12 protein-coding genes and 1 pseudogene are annotated in these 17,676 nt (G+C 73.6%); 4 read left to right on the top strand and 9 right to left on the bottom strand.

Annotation, left to right across the window (positions count from 1 at the left end; translation table 11 throughout):
* Positions 1–21 precede the first annotated feature (21 nt).
* The 8 genes from AB0O15_RS43290 to AB0O15_RS43255 all read right to left on the bottom strand — a co-directional run bounded on the left by AB0O15_RS43290 (position 22) and on the right by AB0O15_RS43255 (position 8,931).
* On the bottom strand, positions 22–1,608 hold the full coding sequence (locus AB0O15_RS43290) for a GGDEF domain-containing protein (RefSeq protein ID WP_364332363.1): 1,587 nt from the start codon (positions 1,606–1,608) through the stop codon (positions 22–24).
* Between the two features lie 103 nt (positions 1,609–1,711).
* Positions 1,712–3,217, bottom strand: a complete 1,506-nt coding sequence (locus AB0O15_RS43285; RefSeq protein WP_364332361.1) for a GGDEF domain-containing protein — start codon at positions 3,215–3,217, stop codon at positions 1,712–1,714.
* A 235-nt stretch (positions 3,218–3,452) separates the two neighbouring features.
* Positions 3,453–4,910, bottom strand: coding sequence for a phytoene desaturase family protein (crtI, locus tag AB0O15_RS43280; RefSeq protein WP_364332358.1), 1,458 nt, complete (start codon positions 4,908–4,910; stop codon positions 3,453–3,455).
* The gene (locus AB0O15_RS43275; RefSeq protein WP_364332355.1) at positions 4,907–5,974 is read right to left on the bottom strand and encodes a glycosyltransferase; all 1,068 of its coding nucleotides are present in this window, start codon (positions 5,972–5,974) and stop codon (positions 4,907–4,909) included. Before AB0O15_RS43275 ends, crtI begins: the two co-directional genes overlap by 4 nt.
* Positions 5,971–6,705, bottom strand: coding sequence for a carotenoid biosynthesis protein (locus AB0O15_RS43270; protein WP_364332352.1), 735 nt, complete (start codon positions 6,703–6,705; stop codon positions 5,971–5,973). The genes AB0O15_RS43275 and AB0O15_RS43270 overlap by 4 nt, the downstream gene beginning before the upstream one ends.
* Positions 6,706–6,712: 7 nt before the next feature.
* Positions 6,713–7,288, bottom strand: coding sequence for a GNAT family N-acetyltransferase (locus AB0O15_RS43265; protein WP_364332349.1), 576 nt, complete (start codon positions 7,286–7,288; stop codon positions 6,713–6,715).
* Entirely contained in the window at positions 7,285–7,980 is a 696-nt protein-coding gene (locus tag AB0O15_RS43260; RefSeq protein ID WP_364332347.1) for a monooxygenase, read from the bottom strand. The genes AB0O15_RS43265 and AB0O15_RS43260 overlap by 4 nt, the downstream gene beginning before the upstream one ends.
* Before the next feature lie 141 nt (positions 7,981–8,121).
* Positions 8,122–8,931 (bottom strand): SDR family NAD(P)-dependent oxidoreductase, encoded by an 810-nt coding sequence (locus AB0O15_RS43255; protein WP_364332344.1) that lies wholly within the window; start codon positions 8,929–8,931, stop codon positions 8,122–8,124.
* 104 nt (positions 8,932–9,035) lie between these two features.
* Here AB0O15_RS43255 and AB0O15_RS43250 point away from each other — a divergent pair, with 104 nt between their 5' ends.
* Entirely contained in the window at positions 9,036–10,982 is a 1,947-nt protein-coding gene (locus AB0O15_RS43250; protein ID WP_364332341.1) for an amino acid transporter, read from the top strand.
* Here AB0O15_RS43250 and helR read toward each other — a convergent pair.
* On the bottom strand, positions 10,924–13,038 hold the full coding sequence (gene helR / locus AB0O15_RS43245) for an RNA polymerase recycling motor ATPase HelR (protein ID WP_364332338.1): 2,115 nt from the start codon (positions 13,036–13,038) through the stop codon (positions 10,924–10,926). The two genes, AB0O15_RS43250 and helR, sit on opposite strands and share 59 nt — an antisense overlap.
* A gap of 475 nt (positions 13,039–13,513) precedes the next feature.
* Between helR and AB0O15_RS43240 the strand changes: the two genes are divergently transcribed.
* From AB0O15_RS43240 to AB0O15_RS43230, 3 genes and pseudogenes are all read left to right on the top strand, one after another.
* Complete coding sequence (locus AB0O15_RS43240) at positions 13,514–14,029, top strand: SAV_6107 family HEPN domain-containing protein (RefSeq protein ID WP_364332336.1); 516 nt, start codon at positions 13,514–13,516, stop codon at positions 14,027–14,029.
* Positions 14,030–14,069: 40 nt separating this feature from the next.
* Positions 14,070–14,699, top strand: a pseudogene (locus AB0O15_RS43235) (hypothetical protein); the annotation flags it as partial.
* 884 nt (positions 14,700–15,583) lie between these two features.
* Positions 15,584–17,665, top strand: a complete 2,082-nt coding sequence (locus AB0O15_RS43230; protein WP_364332333.1) for a DNA polymerase Y family protein — start codon at positions 15,584–15,586, stop codon at positions 17,663–17,665.
* Positions 17,666–17,676 lie beyond the last annotated feature (11 nt).

Genomic DNA, 17,676 nt, shown 5'->3' with positions numbered 1-17,676 from the left:
AAAACGATCAGGGCGTACGCCCTACCGCCGGGTCGCCGCGATCCGGCCGCGGCCGGTGTTCTTGGCGTGGTAGAGGTTGCGGTCGGCGTCGGTCAGCAGGGTCGGCAGCTCCTGGACGCCGCCGCGGTGGACACCGATGCTGATCGACACCGTGAGGCCGGGCGCCACCTCGTCCCACGCCTGCTCTCGGACCGTGTCGATGATCTCCTGCGCCCGCTTCTCCGGATGGTCCGGCCCGACCCCCGCGAGGACCACGACGAACTCGTCGCCGCCGAGCCGCGCGGCCAGATCCACCGGGCGCACCTGCGCGGACAGGACCTGGGAGATCCGGGCCAGGACGAGGTCGCCGACATCGTGGCCGAAGCGGTCGTTGACCCGCTTGAAGTGATCGACGTCGACCATCATGACGGCGTACTCCCGCGGCTCCTCCGAGGCGGCCCCCGGGTTCAGCCTCGCGTTGAGATAGGCGCGGTAGCCCCGCCGGTTGGCCAGGCCGGTCAGCTCGTCGACCAGCACCTGCCGGCGGAGCTGCTCGTGGTCGCGCCGCTGACGCTCGACGTCGATCGCGTCCCGCAGGCCGGTCGCCTGGTCGAGCCGGGCGTTCCAGCGCAGCAGCGCCAGCTCGTCGGCGTACGCGGCCACCGCGGCCGGCGTTCCCGGCTGCCGGGCGGCGATGCTCATGCACAGCAGCCGGGTGCCCTGCGGGGTGGCCCAGCCGAGACGGTCGGCCAGGTCCATGGCGAGCCGGGCCGCGCCGGCGGTATCGGCGGCGCGGGCGGCGCCGATGGCCTCGCCCAGCGCGACGACCGCGGCCCGCGAGACGCCCGTGCTGGCCTCCTCCCGCCGGCGGGCGAAGTCGGACGGGCGCATCCCGGCGAGGGCCGTGAGCAGGTGCAGATGGGCCCGGTGCTCCATCTCCCAGCTGGCCGGCCAGTCCCCGTCGATGGCGTCGTAACCGCACGGCAGCGCACCCGCGGCGTTCAGCGCGGCCGAGTCCCAGCCGCCGATCATGGCCTGTGCGCTCGCCCAGTCGAGCACCACCTCGGCCCGGTTGTAGCTGAGCACCCGGCGCTGCAGCCGGACCGTCGCGGCCAGGCGCGGATCGTCGGCGCCGTCCAGGTACCGCTCGGCCCGGTCGTAGTACTCGACGGCCAGCTCCCAGAACCCCCGGTCCTGCGCGGCCACGCCGACCTCGATCAGGGCGGCCGCGCGGTGGATCACCGGGCCGCTCTCCTCGTCGAGCAGCGCCACGGCGCGCACCAGCGGGGTGGCGGTGGACTCGGTCACGTCCAGGGCCCGCTCGAGTTTGCTGCGCCGGGCCGCCGCCGTGGCCAGCGCGAGCGCGAGCAACGACGTCTCGCCGGTGGACTCGGCCAGGTCGTGCATGGCTTGCAGATAGGCCGAGTTGTCGCTCCCGGACTCGCGCGCGGCCATCGTGCGGGCCCACTTCAGGAGCAGCCGTACGTCGGTCCAGCCCCGCGCGGCCCCTTCGGCCTCGGCCGCGCCGATCTCGGCGTCCACGTTCTGCCCCTGCGCCAGCCCGATCAGATCGTAGGCCCGCTCGATCGCCGCCGCGTGGGCGTCGTCCAGCTGGCCGGCACTGGGCACGGGGCCGCCTCCCTCGCGATGGCGTCGGCGTGGGTCACCGGACTCGCCGCTTCCCATCGGCAGGCCCGGCCCGCCCATGAGCCTGCCGCTGGGACGAGCTTTTTCAGGCGGCGACGCGGTCGCGGCCCGCCCGCTTCGCGGCGTACAGGTTGTCGTCGGCCACCGCCAGCAGCGCCGAGACCGTCACCTGGCCGGACGCGGTGGCGACGCCGATGCTCGCGGTCACCGGCAGCCCGCCGGTGATCGTGGCCCACGGGAAGTCGCGGATGGTCAGCCGCAGCCCCTCACACCAGCGCACCGCGGCGACCGCGTCGAAGCCCGGCAGGATCAGCAGGAACTCCTCGCCACCCAGGCGCGCGGCCAGCGCCGGGCCGTCCGTGCCGTCGGGCAGCAACCGGCCGATCTGCCGCAGCACGGCGTCACCGGTCGCATGCGACAACGTGTCGTTGACCTGCTTGAAGTGGTCGAGGTCGAGGATCGCCACCGACAGCGACCCGCCGCGCGCCAGCAGGGCGGGCAGCTGCTCGTCGACGTACCGCCGGTTGTAGAGCCCGGTCAGCGAGTCGTGGTTGGCCAGCTCGCGGAACTCGTCGGCCTCGAACACCGCCTGCATCGCCCGGGCGCGGGCCTCACGCTGGGTGCTCTGCAGGGCGGCCAGCCCGTCGTTGAAGAGCAGCAACTCCTCGTACGCGTCCCGGTATCGCCCCGCGGCGGCGAACAACGCCGCCTGCTCCCGGCGCACCTGAACGCGTACCCGGGTCAGGCCGTTGCGCTCGCACCACCGCACCGCGAGGTCCAACGCGGCCTGCGCCGCCGCCGGCCGTCCCGTCTCGCGACGCGCCTCGGCCAGCGTGAGCAGGCATTCCGCCGCGCCGTCGCCGTCGGTGTCCAGAATGGTGCCGTCGACCGCCCCGGCCAGCGTGGCCTCGAGCTCGTCATGGCGGCCGGCCATCAACGCCACGCGCGCGATGGTGTCGAGCTCCTTCGCCGCGAGCGGGCGCCCGCGCCGCGCCACCTCCCGCATCCGGCCGGTCAGCGCGCTCGCCGTGGGTTCGTCACCCGCCTCGTACGCGTTGTAGGCCAGGTTGTTCAACGCCCGCAGGGTGAGCCCGTCGTCACCGAGCTCGCCGGCGATCCGCAGCACCTCGCGATAGCGCAGCTCACCCTCGTCGAACGAGCCGTTGTCGTCGAGCGCGCAGCCCAGCATGAGCAGGTGGCGGGCGCGGACCGCGGGCGGCGCGTCGGCCGGCAGGTTCGCCACCCCCTGCACGGCGTGGGCCAGCGCCTCGGGGAAGTCGCCGAGCAGCCGGTAGAAGTTCGCGAGCACCCGATGGGCGCGGGCCAGGACGTACGGCTTCGCGTGCTGCTCGGCCCACGTCTGCGTACGCCGCGCGCTGCGGCCGCCGGCGCCCAGCTGCCCCTCGCGGAGGAGCACGTCGGCGATCAGCATGTCGCACCGGTGTGCCGCCTCGTCATCTCCCGCCGCCGAGGCGAGAACACGCAGCTCAGCGGCCTGAGCGCGGACGGCGGCGAACTCGTCGATGCTGCTGGAGCACTCGAGCGCGGCCAGAAGCGCGACATGGTCACGAACCGCCACCTCGGCCGTCATCTCACCCCCGCCTCCGCCCGCCAACGCCCCATCGTCGCGTTTCTGGGGTCGCGTCACCGTCGCAACCCGGTTGCCGTCCGGTTGCCATGCCACCGTAGCGTGACCGTGCCATCGACGGTGAGTTCCGATCAACCCGTGTGCCCCTGGTCACTGCATTGTGGATCTTGGGCGAGAGATGCGCCACGTGGGCCGGATGGTGCCGGTGGGGCGGGAGAGGATCGGAGCGTGTCTACACCTACGACCTCTGACGGAGGTCGGCCTCGATCTGGGTGGCGACGATGCGGGCCGACAGGGTGACCATCGGCAGGCCGCCGCCGGGATGGGTGGAGCCGCCGACCAGGTAGAGGCCGGGGACCGGCCCGCGGTTGGGCGGCCGCATCAGCCCACCGGCCGTCCCGTAGATCGAGCCGCCGGGCGCGCCGGTCGCCGCGGCCAGATCGGCCGGCGTGCGCACCTCGGCGAACTCCAGCCGGTCGCGCACGTCGAGGCCGCGCCGGGCCAGCAGGGCGAGGATCCGATCCTGGTACGCCGGCGCGAGCCCGGGCCGCCGCCAGTCGACCGCATTCCACCCACTGCCGTGCGGCGGCGCGTTGACCAGCACGAACCACGCTTCGCGCCCGTCCGGCCGGACCGCCGGGTCGTCGGCCCGGGTCACGAAGATCGCCGGGTTGTCGGCCGGCCGGGCGCGCCGGCCCCGGCCGGGATCGCCGAAGATCGCGTCGAACTCGGCGTCGTAGTTCCGGGGGAAGAACACCGTGTGGTGCGCCAGTTCCGGCGTCGCACCGCGCACCCCGAGCAGCAGCACGAAGCCGGCCAGGCTCCGGTCGGCCAGCCCGGCGACCCGCCCGGCCGACGGCACCAGGTCGCGATAGGTGACCAGCGCGTCCACGTTGGACACGACGACGTCCGCCGCGGCGTGGAGGCCGTTGTCGAGGCGGACCCCGCTGACCCGGCCGCCGGACTGTTCGATGGCGGCGACGGGGGAGTCGAGCACGATCTCGACGCCGAGCGAGCGGGCGCGCCGGGCCAGCGCCGCGCCCAGGGTGCCGAGGCCGCCGGGCAGGTACCAGCCGCCGAACGCCAGCTCGGCGTAGGGGATCGCGGCCAGCGCGGCGGGCGCCCGGCGCGGGTCGGCCCCGGTGTAGGTGGCGTAGCGGTCGAGCAGCACCCGCAGCCGGGGATCGCGCAGGTAGCGGCGGCCGAGCCCGCGCAGCGAGGCGCCGGGGGCGATCGCCCGCAGGTCCTTGACCCGCCACGAGAGTCGCAGCAGCGTCGCCGCGGTGACCGGCCGTTGCAGCACCGGGCCCCAGGACGCGGCCCAGATCTGCTCGGCCCGCGCCCAGAACGCGGCCCAGTCGTCGGCGGCCGCTCGCCCGAAGGCGTCGGCGATCCGCTCGCGGAACACGTCGGGATCGGAGGACGAGTCGAGCACGCTGCCGTCGGGGAAGACGTGTCGTACCACCGGGTCCAGCCGCTCCGGCGTGAGGCCGAGGCCGAGGTCGTCGAACACCCGCGGCAGCGTCAGCAGGCTGGGACCGGTGTCGAAGCGGTAGCCGGCTCGCTCGTACACGCCGAGCTTGCCGCCGACGACGCCGGCCTGCTCGTGGACGACGACCCGGTGGCCGGCCGCGGCGAGACGGATCGCGGTGGCGAGCCCGCCGACCCCGGCGCCGATCACGACGACGTGGCTCATACGGCGCGGCCCCGCCAGGTCAGGGTGCCGTTGCGGCGGCGCCGGTAGGAGGCGGCGATCAGATAGGCGAACGTGACGATGGACGCCGGGTGGGCCAGGGCGTCGGGGACGGCGCGGCCGCCGGTCGCGCGGGCGGTGACCAGGCGGCCGGTCACGCCCAGGAGGTAGGCCGCGGCGGCGACCGGCCACCACCGGGTGAGCAGCAGGACGGGCGGGACCGCGTACAGGAGGAGGAGCAGGACCACGACGAAGCCGGCGGCCGGCCGCGTGGGGAAGGACGCCCACAGCGACTTGGTGTAGCCCGCGACCAGGGCCGGCCACGAGTCGTACATCGGGCAGGTGGCCAGCGCCGAGCCGTCGGCCAGGGCGATCCGGCCGCCGGCGCGTTTGACCGCCCGGGCCAGGGCGATGTCTTCGAGGATCTCGTCGCGCACCGCCGCGTGGCCGCCCGCCCGGTCGTAGCCGTCGCGGGTCACCACCAGCCACTGCCCACCGGCCGCGGCCAGCGACGGCCGGGGGGACCGCTCCATCGCGCGCAACGGCAGGAACGTCAGCCACGACCACTGGAGCAGCGGCTGGACCAGGCGGCCGGCGCCGACGATCCGGGGGTACGGGCTGAGCAGCTCGAATCCCTCGGCCGCGACCACGCCACCGGCCACCGCGTCGGGGGCGAGCATCACGTCGGCGTCCAGGAACACCAGCACCTCGGCGTCGGGCGCCGCCGCCGCGAGCTGGGCGCAGGCGTGTGGCTTGCCCAGCCACCCGTCCGGCGGGGTGGCCCCGGTCAGCAGCCGCACCATGTCGCCCGCCACCGACCGCACGACCTCGGCCGTCCCGTCCGACGACCCGTCGTCCAGCACCACGATCTCGAGCTGTGGCACCCCACGCTGCCCGAGCAACGCCGACAGGCACGGGGTCACGCGGTCGGCCTCGTCGCGCAGCGGCAGGAGCACCGCCACCCGCCGGTCGGTCACCGCGCCCCGCGGCGGCCGTCGCAGCAGCAGCGCGTTCACCACGGTGTGCCCGGTGAGCAGCACCAGCGGCACCAGGAGGAGCCAGCTCACGCCGGCCGCCGGCGGGCGAGACGGACCGCCAGCGGAAGCACGACCAGGCCCATGGTGACGCCGCCCCAGGCCGCGGAGGCGGGGAGGTCGAGGAACACGGCGTGGGCCAGCACGGAGGAAGCGTACGTCCAGAACCAGAGGGCCAGAGCCGGTCGATCGTCCCCTGTGGACAACCCGCCGACGGTGGACAACAGGGCCATCACCAGCACCGCGAACCCCAGCCACCCGAGGAAGTTGGCCGCCGGGATACCGGGCAGCCCGGGCAGCGCGGGCGTGGGGTCGAGCCATCGCCAATACCCCTCGGCCACCATCTGCGGGTCGAGGAAGAGATCCCACGCCGCCAGCCCGAAGGCCCCGACCGCGATGCGCGCCCACCGGGAGGAACCGAGGCGGGTCGCGGCCAGCCACGCCGGCCAGGCCATCCAGGTCCAGGCCAGGGGAATGATCAACGGTACGCCGAGCAGTTGCGGCCCGAGGGCGCCGGAGTACGAGTACGACCCGAACGGGAACCCGGTCGCCACCCCGAGCGCCTCGATCAGGAACCCGCCCACGGTCACGCCGAGAAGGGCCAGCAAAGCAGGAAGGCCCCGACTGAGAAAAGCGTGGACGATCGAGAACAAGTAGCCGAGCACCACCGTCGCCACCGAAAAAAGAGCGCGGTCGGAAGCGAGCGGGTAGCAGACCTGCACCAGCACCAGGGCGCCGAGCAGCACCCAGGGGAGTCGCCGCATCAAGGCCTCAGATGCCGACGATGCCCGGCGCGTCGACCGGGCGTTCGGCCAGCGGCAGTTCCCGGCCGAGGATCGCGAAGGCCCGCTCGTCGCCCGGGAACATGAAGTCGCGCAGGACATCGACGAACCCGAAGCGGCGGTACAGGCGCCAGGCCCGGGACCGCTGCTCGTCGGCCTCGGGGGTGGAGAGCAGGACGGTACGCCCGTCGGCCATGGCCAGCAGCGCCCGCAGCTGCCGGGCGCCCACGCCGTGCCCCTGGGCGGCCGGCTTGACGTGCAGTTCGACGACCTCGAAGCAGTCGGACAGCCACTGCTCCCGCGAGTCCGTGGGCAACGCCGCGCGCACCTGGTCGTGCCACCACTGGCCGGGGCCCGAGGTGTAGCCGTACCCGAAACCGGCCAGGGCCCCCTCGGTGGACAGCGTGGCGACCGACCGGAACCCGGGCCGGCGGACGTGGGCCCCGATGTAGCCGCGGCGGGTCTGCAGCAGTTCGGTGCGGTAGCCCATCGCCTCGCCGTACACCGTCACCACGTCGTCCAGCCGCCGGAGCAGATCGTCCGGTTGCCACGGCACGAGCCTCATCGCTGCGCCCGCCCTTTCTCGTACTCGTTCTTGTTCTCGTTCACCCAGCCCAGCAGGTCGCGGTCGCCGGTGATGCCCCGGACCGCGAACCGTGCGAACAGGTCTTCCGCATACCAGTTGTCCGTGGGTGTTCGATCGATCACCGCACGGTGTTCGGGCTGACGGTACGCGAAGTCCCTCAGCTCCGCCGCGCCCCGCCACACGCTGACCGTGCCCTGCCAGCCGATCGGCGCCTCGCCGACGCCGAACCGGGCGAGCAGGCCGGGCGCCCGGTCGAGCGCGGCGACCACCGGGGGCACGGCCTGCCAGAAGGTCAGCGCCCGCGAGGGCCGGAGCCGCGCCCGGGTCAGCGCGAGCACCAGGCCGTCCGGTTTGTCGGGAGCGGCGGCGAACGGCTTTCGCCCCGACCACGTCCCGACGCTGTGGAGTGGCACCAGATCGACCACGGCGGACGACGAGCAGATGCGGTCCCACGAGGGCAACGGCACCGCTTCCCGGGACACGACCAGCGCGGCGAACCGCGTGAGATCGGCGTCGAAGGGGCCGAAGGACACGCCCGTTCCCGTACCCAGGAATTTGGCGAACGTGACACCGGGCAGCGCCCGCACCCGCCGCGGATCGAGCGCCATCCGCAGGAAGGCCGCACCGAGCCGGCGTCGCGGCACCCGCCAGACGTGCAGGCTGACCGACATCGCGTCTACGCGGCCGCGTTCGGGGCGTCCGGCACGGCGATCACGTTGAGATGGTTCCACACTCCGCCATCATGCCCTGGTCAGGACGCCTCAATCGCGGCCACCGACCGGCCCGCTCACCCACATCCGGGTGACCTCGCTCTACCGCGAGTGAACCGCCTCCGCGCTGGCGTCCCAGAGCAGGGCGGCCAGCGCGGGGTCGGTCACCGTCGCGGAGGGCGAGGCCGCCTTGCCGCGTACGTAGTAGGCGCCGTTGACCAGGGACGGCGCGGTGAGCAGGTGGACCAGGTCGGCGCCCGCCTTGGCCGCGCTCCGCAGCCACGGCGTGAAGCGGAAGGCGAGCTTCAGCAGCGGCCCGCCGCCGAAGTTGGACCGGACCACGCCCGGGTGGAAGCTCACGCTGGTGATGTCCGGCCACCGCCGGGCCGCCTCGGCGGCGAACAGGACGTTCGCGGCCTTGCTCACGCCGTACACCGGAAAGCCCATGTAACGTCCGCGCGGCCCGGTGAACGACGAGGGGTCGACCCGGGCGCCGCGATGGGCGTCGGACGCCGTGGTGACGATCCGCCCGCCCCGCAACGCCTCCCGCAGCAGCTCGCTGAGCAGGAACGGCGCCAGGTGGTTGCCCTGCATGGTCGCCTCGAAGCCGTCCTCGGTGATCCGCTTCGACGGCACCAGCGCGCCCGCGTTGTTGGCCAGAGCATCGATCTTCGGGTACGCGGAGAGCACCTGCTCGGCCAGCTTCCGCACCTCGGTCAGCCGCTCGAAGTCGGCCCGGAACCACCGCGGCTCACGCCCCCGACCGGCCGCCGTGACCCGGTCGACCGCCGTTGCCAGCCGCTTCTCGTCGCGGCCGACCAGCACCACGTCGTCGCCCCGCGCGGCGAGCTGCTCGGCCGCGGCCAGGCCGATTCCCGAACTCGCGCCGGTGATCAGGATCGTGCGTGCCATGCGTACCCCCCGCTGGTCTCCCTGGTGCATCCTGGCACTCTCCTTGGTGCATCCTGGCACCGGACGATCGAACGCGCAGCCCGGAACGTGACGGAAAGAGCACAGTGAGTACTGACATTGATGTCCCGGAGTCTGTGGACAGCCCCGTCCGGCCGCACGTCCCGCGCCGTGCGGTGAGCCGGTGGCTGCTCGCCAACCGGGTCCAGCCGGTCGGGCCCGAGTCCGAGGAGGGCACCCACCAGCAGTCCTGGTGGAAGGTGATGTGCCTGACCGGGGTGGACTACTTCTCCACACTGTCCTACCTGCCGGCCATCGCGGCGCTCGCGGCCGGCGCGCTGTCCCCGCTCGCGACGCTGCTGATCGTGGCGCTCACCCTGGCCGGCATGCTGCCGATGTACCGGCGGGTGGCGCACGAGAGCCCGAACGGCCAGGGCTCGGTGGCGATGCTGGAGAAGCTGCTGCCGTTCTGGTGGGGCAAGCTGTTCGTGCTGGTCCTGCTCGGGTTCGTGGCCACCTCGTGGATCATCACGATCACCCTGTCGGGCGCCGACGCCACCGTGCACATGGCCGAGAACCCGAACCTCCCCGGCTTCCTGCACGGGCACAACGTGCTGATCACGATCGTGCTGCTGCTGATCCTCGGCTTCGTCTTCCTGCTCGGCTTCACCGAGGCCGTGGTGGTGGCGATCCCGCTGGTCGCGATCTTCCTCGGCCTCAACACGGTGGTCACCATCGTCGGCCTGACCCACGTCCCCGACCACTACAGCGGCTGGACGGACGCGCTGAGCCAGGGGCACGGCGGCTTCTTCGGCGCCTTCGGCCCGGCCGTGCTGGCGTTCCCGGCGCTGGTCCTGGGGTTGTCCGGGTTCGAGACCGGGGTCAGCATGATGCCGCTGATCAAGGCCGAGGACAAGCAGGCCCGGATCCGGAACACCCGCAAGCTGCTGACCACCGCCGCGCTGATCATGAGCGTCTACCTGATCCTGACCAGCTTCGTGACCACGGTGCTGATCCCGCATTCCGCTTTCGAGCCCGGCGGCCCGGCCAACGGGCGTGCTCTTGCTTATCTCGCGCACGAGATGCTGGGCGAGGGCTTCGGCACCGTCTACGACATCAGCAGCGTGCTGATCCTCTGGTTCGCCGGCGCCTCGGCGATGGCCGGGCTGATCAACATCGTGCCCCGCTACCTGCCCGGGTACGGCATGGCGCCGGAGTGGGCGCGGGCGGTGCGGCCGGTCGTGCTGGTCTACACCGCCATCAGCATCGGCATCACGCTGGTCTTCCAGGCCGACGTGAACGCGCAGGCCGGCGCCTACGCCACCGGCATCCTGGCGATGATGGTCTCCGGGGCGGTCGCGGTGACCATCTCGGCGATCCGGTCCCGGCAGCGCGGCGCGAGCATCGGCTTCGCCGTGCTCACCCTGGTTCTGGTGTACGCCCTGGGCGACAACATCATCGAGAAGCCGGACGGCATCGCGATCTCCGCCGTCTTCGTGGCCGGGATCATCCTGGTGTCCCTCGTGTCCCGGGTCGCGCGAACCACCGAACTCCGGGCCGACAAGATCGAGTTCGACGGGCCGGCGCGTACGTTCATCGCCGACTCGATCGCCCACGACGGCCAGCTCAACATCGTGGCCAACCGCCGCCAGGCCGGCGACCAGGCCGAATACGCGGCCAAGGAGCGCGAGCAGCGCGGCCTGAACCCGGTGCCCGGCGTCGCCGACCTGCTCTTCCTCGAGGTGGACGTGGTCGACCCGTCGGAGTTCAGCGAGACCCTGCACGTGTGCGGGGTCGAGGTCGAGGGCTTCCGGATCCTGCGGGTGCAGAGCCCGGCCGCGCCGAACGCGATCGCCGCGGTGCTGCTGGCGCTGCGCGACGCGACCGGGGTACGCCCGCGGTGCTACTTCGAGTGGGCCGAGGGCAGCCCGCTCAAGCACCTGTTCCGCTACCTGCTCCTCGGCCGGGGCGACACCGCTCCGGTCGTACGCGAGATCATCCGCTCGTCCGAGCCCGACCCGGCGAGGCGTCCCGGTATCCACGTCGGAGGATGACCAGCTCCCGGGTCGCCCGGGTCATCGCGACGTAGCGGTCGACCGCGCCCCATCGTTGCGGGTCGACGAGGATGACCCGGTCGAACTCCAGCCCCTTGGCCAGCTCCGGCGTGAGGCCCCGGCCCGGGACGCCGATCACGCAGGTGGTGCCCTCGGTGTCCGCGCCGGCGATCGCGTCCAGGTCGGCCGGGTCGCCGTACCGGACCGGGATGCCGCCGGTGCGGATCGACGTGGGCACGTTGGCGTCCGGGAGCGCGGCCCGGATCACCGGCTCGGCCTCGGCCATGATCTCGGCCGGCGTGCGGTAGTTGATGGTCAGCCGGGTCATCTCGACCCGGCTCAGGCCGATGCGCTCCAGCCGCTCCGGCCACGACTCGGGGAAGCCGCGCCGGGCCTGGGCCCGGTCGCCGACGATGGTGAAGCTTCTCGACGGGCACCGGAGCAGCAGCATCTGCCACTCCGCGTCGGTCAGCTCCTGGGCCTCGTCCACCACGATGTGCGCGAACGGACCGGCCAGCCGATCCGGATCCTTCCCCGGCAGCACGGCGTCGTCGTCCAGCACCTCCCGCAGGTCCGGCTGCACCAGCATCGGCATCAGGCCCTGGCCGTCGTCCATCTCGTGCGAGGCGATCAGCTCGTCGACCACCCGGTCCATCCGCTTGCGTTCGGCTTTCCTGGTCGCCGTACGCAGGGCTTCCTGCCGCGTCGCCTCCGCGTCGCCGAGGCGCTGCCGCGCGGCGTCCAGCAACGGCAGGTCTTCGGTGGTCCAGGTCTTCGCCTCGGCGCGCTGCAGCCGTTGTACGTCCCCCGCGCTCAGCCAGGGCGCGCACCGGCGCAGGTAGGCGGGCACCGACCAGAGGTCCGCGACGACGTCGGCCGGGTCGAGCATCGGCCAGGCCCGGTGGAGCGCGGTACGCAGTTCGGCGCTCCCGCCGCCGGTCATCGCGACCAGTTCGGCCCAGATCTCCTCGCGGGCCTCGTTGTGCGGGGTGCCGGGGGACACCGACGCGAACGCCTCGGCCCAATCGCGGGCGGTCAGGCGTACCTCGGCGTCTTCTGTCGAAACCGTCATTCCGGTCGCCGGCGGCTCCTCGTAGAACCGGACCGCCGCGTCGACCGCCCGGACCATCGCCGCGGACGACTTCAGGCGCGCCACCTCCAGATCGGTCTCCGGGCGCGCCGCGGCGCCCTCGGGGAGCAGGTCCCGCAGCGTGCAGGTCTGCACGTCCTCCTCGCCGAGGCTGGGCAGCACGTCCGAGACGTACGCCAGATAGGGCTGGTGCGGGCCGACGAACAGCACGCCACCGTGCCGCCGGCCGAGCCTCGGATCGGAGTAGAGCAGGTACGCCGTGCGGTGCAGCGCGACGACCGTCTTGCCGGTGCCCGGCCCGCCGTCGACCACCAGGGCGCCGTGCGACGAGGCCCGGATGATCGCGTCCTGGTCGGCCTGGATGGTGCTGAGGACGTCCCGCATCCGCGCCGAGCGGATGCTGCCCAGGCTGGCGACGAAGGCGGACTGGTCGTCGAGGGCGGCGTGGCCCTCCAGGCCCTCCGGGGTGAACACCTCGTCCCAGTAGTCGGTGATCCGCCCTCTCGTTTGCGGCGAGCCGGTCGACCAGCGGTAACGGCGGCGGCTGATCAGGCCCAGCGGCTTGGCGTGGGTGGCGGCGAAGAACGGTTCGGCGGCCGGGGAGCGCCAGTCGACCAGCAGGCGGCGGCCGTCGTCGTCGGTCAGGCCGAGGCGGCCGATGTAGATCGGTTCGTCCGGGCGGTCGGCGTCGATCATGCGGCCCAGGCAGAGGTCGAGGCTGAAGCGGCGCAGCGTACGCAGGCGGGCCGAGAGCCGCTGCACCTCCTCGTCCCGGTCCACCGCCTGCCGGCCCTTGCCGGCCGGCCGCCGGCGCTCGACCTCGAGCCGGTCGGCCAGGCCGGCGATCGTCCGGGTGAGGCTGTCCGCCATGGCGGCGAAGTGCGCCTCGTCGCGGGCGATCAGGTCGGGGTCGGCCTTGGTCTGGGGTACGTCGAACACGCTGCTCTCCCGCTGGTTCGTGGCCACGGTCGACCATTTTGCGGGGTTACGGGGGTCTTGCGGCAAGACCCCCTGTCTGATATATGTTCTTAGTGGCGGGGAGTGATCACACCTCCCCTTCTGCCACCTTCTCCCCAGCCCCTTTCCGGCCTTGCGTTTTTGTCGTACCCGGGTGTTACTCTCTTCCCTAGTTAGAACGTCTGTTCGAATCATTAGAACGGCCGTGCTAGCGATCGGGGATGGAGATTCGCGGCTCCCGCCCCGGTGCGGCGCCCGCGAAGCGCCGCAGGCGGCCTGGATTTTCGCGGATCCGGGCCCGCACCAAGGCAGGACCGTCGCCCGCCCCCTCCGACCCCCGGGGGTGGGCGACGGACCCGCCGGCGCTGTCCGGCCGGGTGTGGTTGTGGGGAAGCTCCCGCACCCGGCCGACGGCCTCCCCGCTGCGTTTCTTCCTCCGTGGCGGACATCTTCATCGGATGTGTGACGTACTGAGGAGAAGACCATGGCGAGCAACTCGGCCCCCGGTGTGGTGACCGGTCTGGCACACGCGCCGACCGCCGCGGCCCGGTCCGCGGACGCGCCCACCGTGCCCGCCCACATGCTGCCCCACCGCACGCCCGCCCAGCTGCTGAGCATCGCTCGCGGCGGGCTGGCCGAGGCGGCACAGACCGGTCCCGACGGCCTGCGATACGCCGGCGCACACATGGCCGCCCTGCGCGCCGCCGCCGCGGTGCTCGCCGCCCGCGCCCGGCCCGCCGCGCCCGGCCGCCGCACCCGGGTGACCAGCGTCTGGTCGCTGCTGGTGCTGGTCGCGCCCGAGTTCAGCGAGTGGGCCGACTACTTCGCCCTCGGCGCCGGCAAGCGCGCCGCCGCCGAGGCCGGCATCCCGCGCGTGGTCAGCCCGCGCGAGGCCGACGACCTGCTGCGCGCCGCCGAGCAGTTCGTGGTGGTCGTCGAGACCGCCCTGGGCATCGCCTACCAGCCGCCGCTGCCCGCCGCCGGTCGCCTGGCCGCCTGATCCATCACCCTTTCCTTCCTTCCGAGAAGAGGCGAGCTTCATGGCGGGACGCCTGATCAAGGGGGCGGCCGCGCTGTCCGAGCTGGTCCGCCCGGCGAGCGAGACCGACGCGCCCGGCCTCCACCGGATGCTGCCGGTGGTGCCCGAGCTGAGCGCCCTGCTGCCCGGCCGGGGCCTGCGCCGCGGCAGCACGATCGCGGTGGCCGCCGGCCGGTCCGGCACCGTCTCGCTGATGCTGGCGCTGCTGTCCGCGGCGTCCCGGGCCGGTTCCTGGTGCGCGGTGGTCGGCGTGCCCGACCTGGGCGCCCTGGCCGCCGAAGAGAGCGGCATAGCGCTCGACCGCCTCGCCCTGATCCCCAACCCCGGCCCCGACTGGCCGACGGTGGCCGGCGCCCTGATCGACGGCGTCGACGTGGTGGTGGCGGCGATCCCCGGCCCGGTGGCCGCGCCGGTGGCGGCCCGCCTGGTGGCGCGGGCGCGTCAGCGGGGCAGCGTCCTGATGCCGTTCGGCGCCTGGCCCGGCGCCGACGTCACCCTGCGCGTGACCGCCGGCGCCTGGGAGGGCCTGGGCCACGGCCACGGCCGCCTGCGCCGCCGCCGCGTCACGGTCCTGGCCCGGGGCCGGGGCGCCGCCGACCGCCCGCGCGAGGCGACGATGTGGATGCCGGGCTCCACCGCCCCGCCGACCTTCCCGCCCCTCGGCCCGGCCGGTCCGCTCACCCTGCCCGGTCCGCCGCTGTCCCCGGCCTCCGCCTCCGCGCCGTCCCCGGCGGTTGCCTCTCCCGCACCGTCCCCGGCCCTCCCTGCTCCCACATCCTCGGCGCTGCCCCCGCGCTTCCTTCCGCTTGGTTCTCCCTCGCTGTCTTCCCTTCCCGCCGTGTCCGCTTCCTCTTCGGCGGTGTCCTCTTCGGCGGTGTCCTCTTCCGCTGTGTCCTCCTCCCCGGCTCTCTCCTCCCCGGCTCCCTCCTCCGCCTTGAGCGAGCCGGATCGGCTTCGCCGGTCGGATGATGTGGTGGATTTGTCCGTGGATGATGCCGCGGATCTTGGGGTGTCTGGTTTGGCGGTGATGCCGGGCTCGGCGGCGGGGGCGCAGTCGTGTGTGGCGAGTCATGTCTCGCCGACTGGGGGCGTCCGGCCGGTTGGCGCTCGTCCGTCGCGTTCTCGCGGATCCACTCGCGACTCGCGGCCCGCGGGTCGGCTTCGTTCGGTTCGGGTGGTGCCGGTGCGGCCGGCCGTGCCCGTGTGGTGGGAATTTGTGCCGGCTCCGACTCCGACTCCGGCTCGGGCTCCGGCTCGGGCCTCCGCGCCGGAGCGATCGGCGACCGCGCGTTCCGTTGCCCGGGCTTCGAGGTCGTCCTTGGGCGTCGGGGGTTCGAGGTCGTCGGCAGGCGTTCGGTCTGCGGGCGCCAGGGCTTTGAGGGTTCCTGCCAGGTCTCGGGCGTCGGGGTTGTCGGCCGGCTCGGCGGCCCGGGTGGCCAGGATTCGCAGGGGCTTCGGGTTGGCGGGAGCCGGGCCGGGGCGGGAGTGAGCGAGCGGGCCGGGGTTCGGACGCTGATGATCTGGTGTCCGGACTGGCCGGTTGTCGCGGCGGAGATCGTGGACGGGATTCCCTCCGACGGGGCCGTGGCGGTGCTGCATGCGAATCGGGTGGTGGCCTGCTCGGAGGCGGCCCGGGCGGACGGGGTGCGGCGAGGGCTCCGGCGGCGGGAGGCGCAAGGGCGGTGTTCCCGGCTGGTCGTCGTCGATCATGATGCGGGGCGGGACGCCCGGGCGTTCGAACCGGTGGTCGCGGCGATCGAGGAGGTCGCGGTCGGGGTCGAGGTGATCCGGCCGGGGGCCTGTGCGCTGGCGGCCCGGGGGCCGGCCCGGTACTTCGGGGGCGAGGAGGCGGCCGCCGAGCGGATCGTCGAGCAGGTGGCTCAGGTCTGTGAGGTGGAGAGCCAGGCCGGGGTCGCCGAAGGAGTCTTCGCCGCGGGGCTGGCGGCTCGGGCGGGGCGCATCGTTCCGCCGGGGCGTACCCGGGAATTTCTTTCCGGGGTGGGGGTCGAAGCTCTTGACCGGCCGGAGCTGACCGATCTGCTGCGCCGGCTCGGGGTGACGACGCTGGGGGAGTTCGCCGCGCTGCCGCCGTCGGATGTGCTGACACGGTTCGGGTTCGACGGGGCGCTGGCCCACCGGCTCGCCGCCGGGTTCGACCATCGGCCGCTCGCGGTGCGCCGGCCGCCGCCGGACCTGGACGTCTCCGAGACGTACGACGAACCGCTGGAACGGGTGGACGTCGCGGCGTTCGCGGGACGGGTGCTGGCCGAACGGCTGCACGAGATCCTCGCCGGGCACGGGCTGGCCTGCACCCGGCTCGGCATCGAAGCGGTCACCGCGGACGGCCAGGAGCTGCACCGGGTGTGGCGGCACGACGGCACCCTCACCGCGGCCGCGATCGCCGAACGGGTCCGCTGGCAACTCGACGGCTGGCTCACCGGCGCGCGGCGCGGCGCCGTCAACCGGCCGACCGCCGGACTGGTCCGGTTGCGCCTGATTCCCGACGGGGTGCTCGTCCACCTGGGCCTGCAACCGGGCCTGTGGGGCGACGCCGGCGCCGAGCGGGAACGCGCCCACCGTGCCCTCAGCCGCATCCAGGGCCTGCTCGGCCCCGACGCGGTGATGACCGCCGTCCGCACCGGAGGCCGCTCCGCCGACGACCAGACCACCCTCATCCCCTGGGGCGACGAACGAACCCCGCCCCGCGCGAACGCCGCCCCCCAAGACCCCTACCCGGGCCTGACCACCATCCCCATCACGGCCGTGACCCCAGACCCGATCCCGCTCCCGCTGTCCGCCGTCCCCGACCCGGACGGCGGGCCTTTGGTTTCCGGCCTGGGTGACCGGCCCTCCGCGGAAGGGGCGCCGCGGAAGGAGAGTGGGGCGGGGTTGATCTCCTTGTCCGAGGTGCGGGAAGGGAAGGCGGCGATGTCGAACCCCGCGGCCGGCTCGGGAGAGGGAACGCGAGGCGCGGAGAGGCCCGCCCTTCGGGTCATCGAGGGGCGAGGAAGTCGCGGTGATGGTGACCTGCGGCTGGTGTCCACATCAGAGGGAAGGGCGGCCTTGTCGCTTCTTCCGATGCCTGGCGCGGATGAGGACGAGGACGAAGGTGGGGAAGAGGCGGTTGAGGGAAGGGCTGGCGCGGCGGGGAAGGCCGGTGAAATCGGTGGGGTGGCGGCGAAAGCTGAGGTTGCCGGCGCGGCTGGGCCGAGCACGAGGGATGGGGCGGTGGCGAGACGGGGGCGGAAGGCGCGGGTTGCGCCGGCGTTGCCGCCCTGGCCGGGGCGGTTGCCCAAGCCGGCGCCGGCCGTGGTGTTGCTGCCGCAGCCGGGGGCGGTGGTGGTGGACGCGGTGGGGGAGCCGGTCCGGGTCAGTGCCCGGCTGGAGTTGACGGGGGTGCCGGTCGGGTTGTTGCTGGGGCGGGCGGCGGCGGTGGAGATCGTGGGGTGGGCCGGGCCCTGGCCGGTTGAGGAGCGGTGGTGGGCGGCTGAGGAGATGCGGCGGCGGGCCCGGTTCCAGGTGGCGCTCGCCGATGGGCGGGCCATGTTGCTCTCGCTCGCGGGTGGGCACTGGGCCGTCGAGGCGATCTATGACTAGGGCGGCGGGCT

Source organism: Actinoplanes sp. NPDC089786, from assembly GCF_040684855.1.
In the GTDB taxonomy this organism is placed as follows: domain Bacteria; phylum Actinomycetota; class Actinomycetes; order Mycobacteriales; family Micromonosporaceae; genus Actinoplanes.
The sequence above is the reverse complement of the archived record's forward strand: the minus strand, read 5'-3'. Positions and strand labels throughout refer to the sequence as shown.

Bases quoted from the DNA above. Each gene is read 5' to 3' on its own strand.
- AB0O15_RS43285 (WP_364332361.1), bottom strand. From the start codon at position 3,217: ATGACGGCCGAGGTGGCGGTTCGTGACCATGTCGCGCTTCTGGCCGCG.
- crtI (WP_364332358.1), bottom strand. From the start codon at position 4,910: ATGAGCCACGTCGTCGTGATCGGCGCCGGGGTCGGCGGGCTCGCCACC.
- AB0O15_RS43270 (WP_364332352.1), bottom strand. From the start codon at position 6,705: ATGCGGCGACTCCCCTGGGTGCTGCTCGGCGCCCTGGTGCTGGTGCAG.
- AB0O15_RS43265 (WP_364332349.1), bottom strand. From the start codon at position 7,288: ATGAGGCTCGTGCCGTGGCAACCGGACGATCTGCTCCGGCGGCTGGAC.
- AB0O15_RS43260 (WP_364332347.1), bottom strand. From the start codon at position 7,980: ATGTCGGTCAGCCTGCACGTCTGGCGGGTGCCGCGACGCCGGCTCGGT.
- AB0O15_RS43255 (WP_364332344.1), bottom strand. From the start codon at position 8,931: ATGGCACGCACGATCCTGATCACCGGCGCGAGTTCGGGAATCGGCCTG.
- AB0O15_RS43240 (WP_364332336.1), top strand. From the start codon at position 13,514: ATGGCGAGCAACTCGGCCCCCGGTGTGGTGACCGGTCTGGCACACGCG.
- AB0O15_RS43230 (WP_364332333.1), top strand. From the start codon at position 15,584: ATGATCTGGTGTCCGGACTGGCCGGTTGTCGCGGCGGAGATCGTGGAC.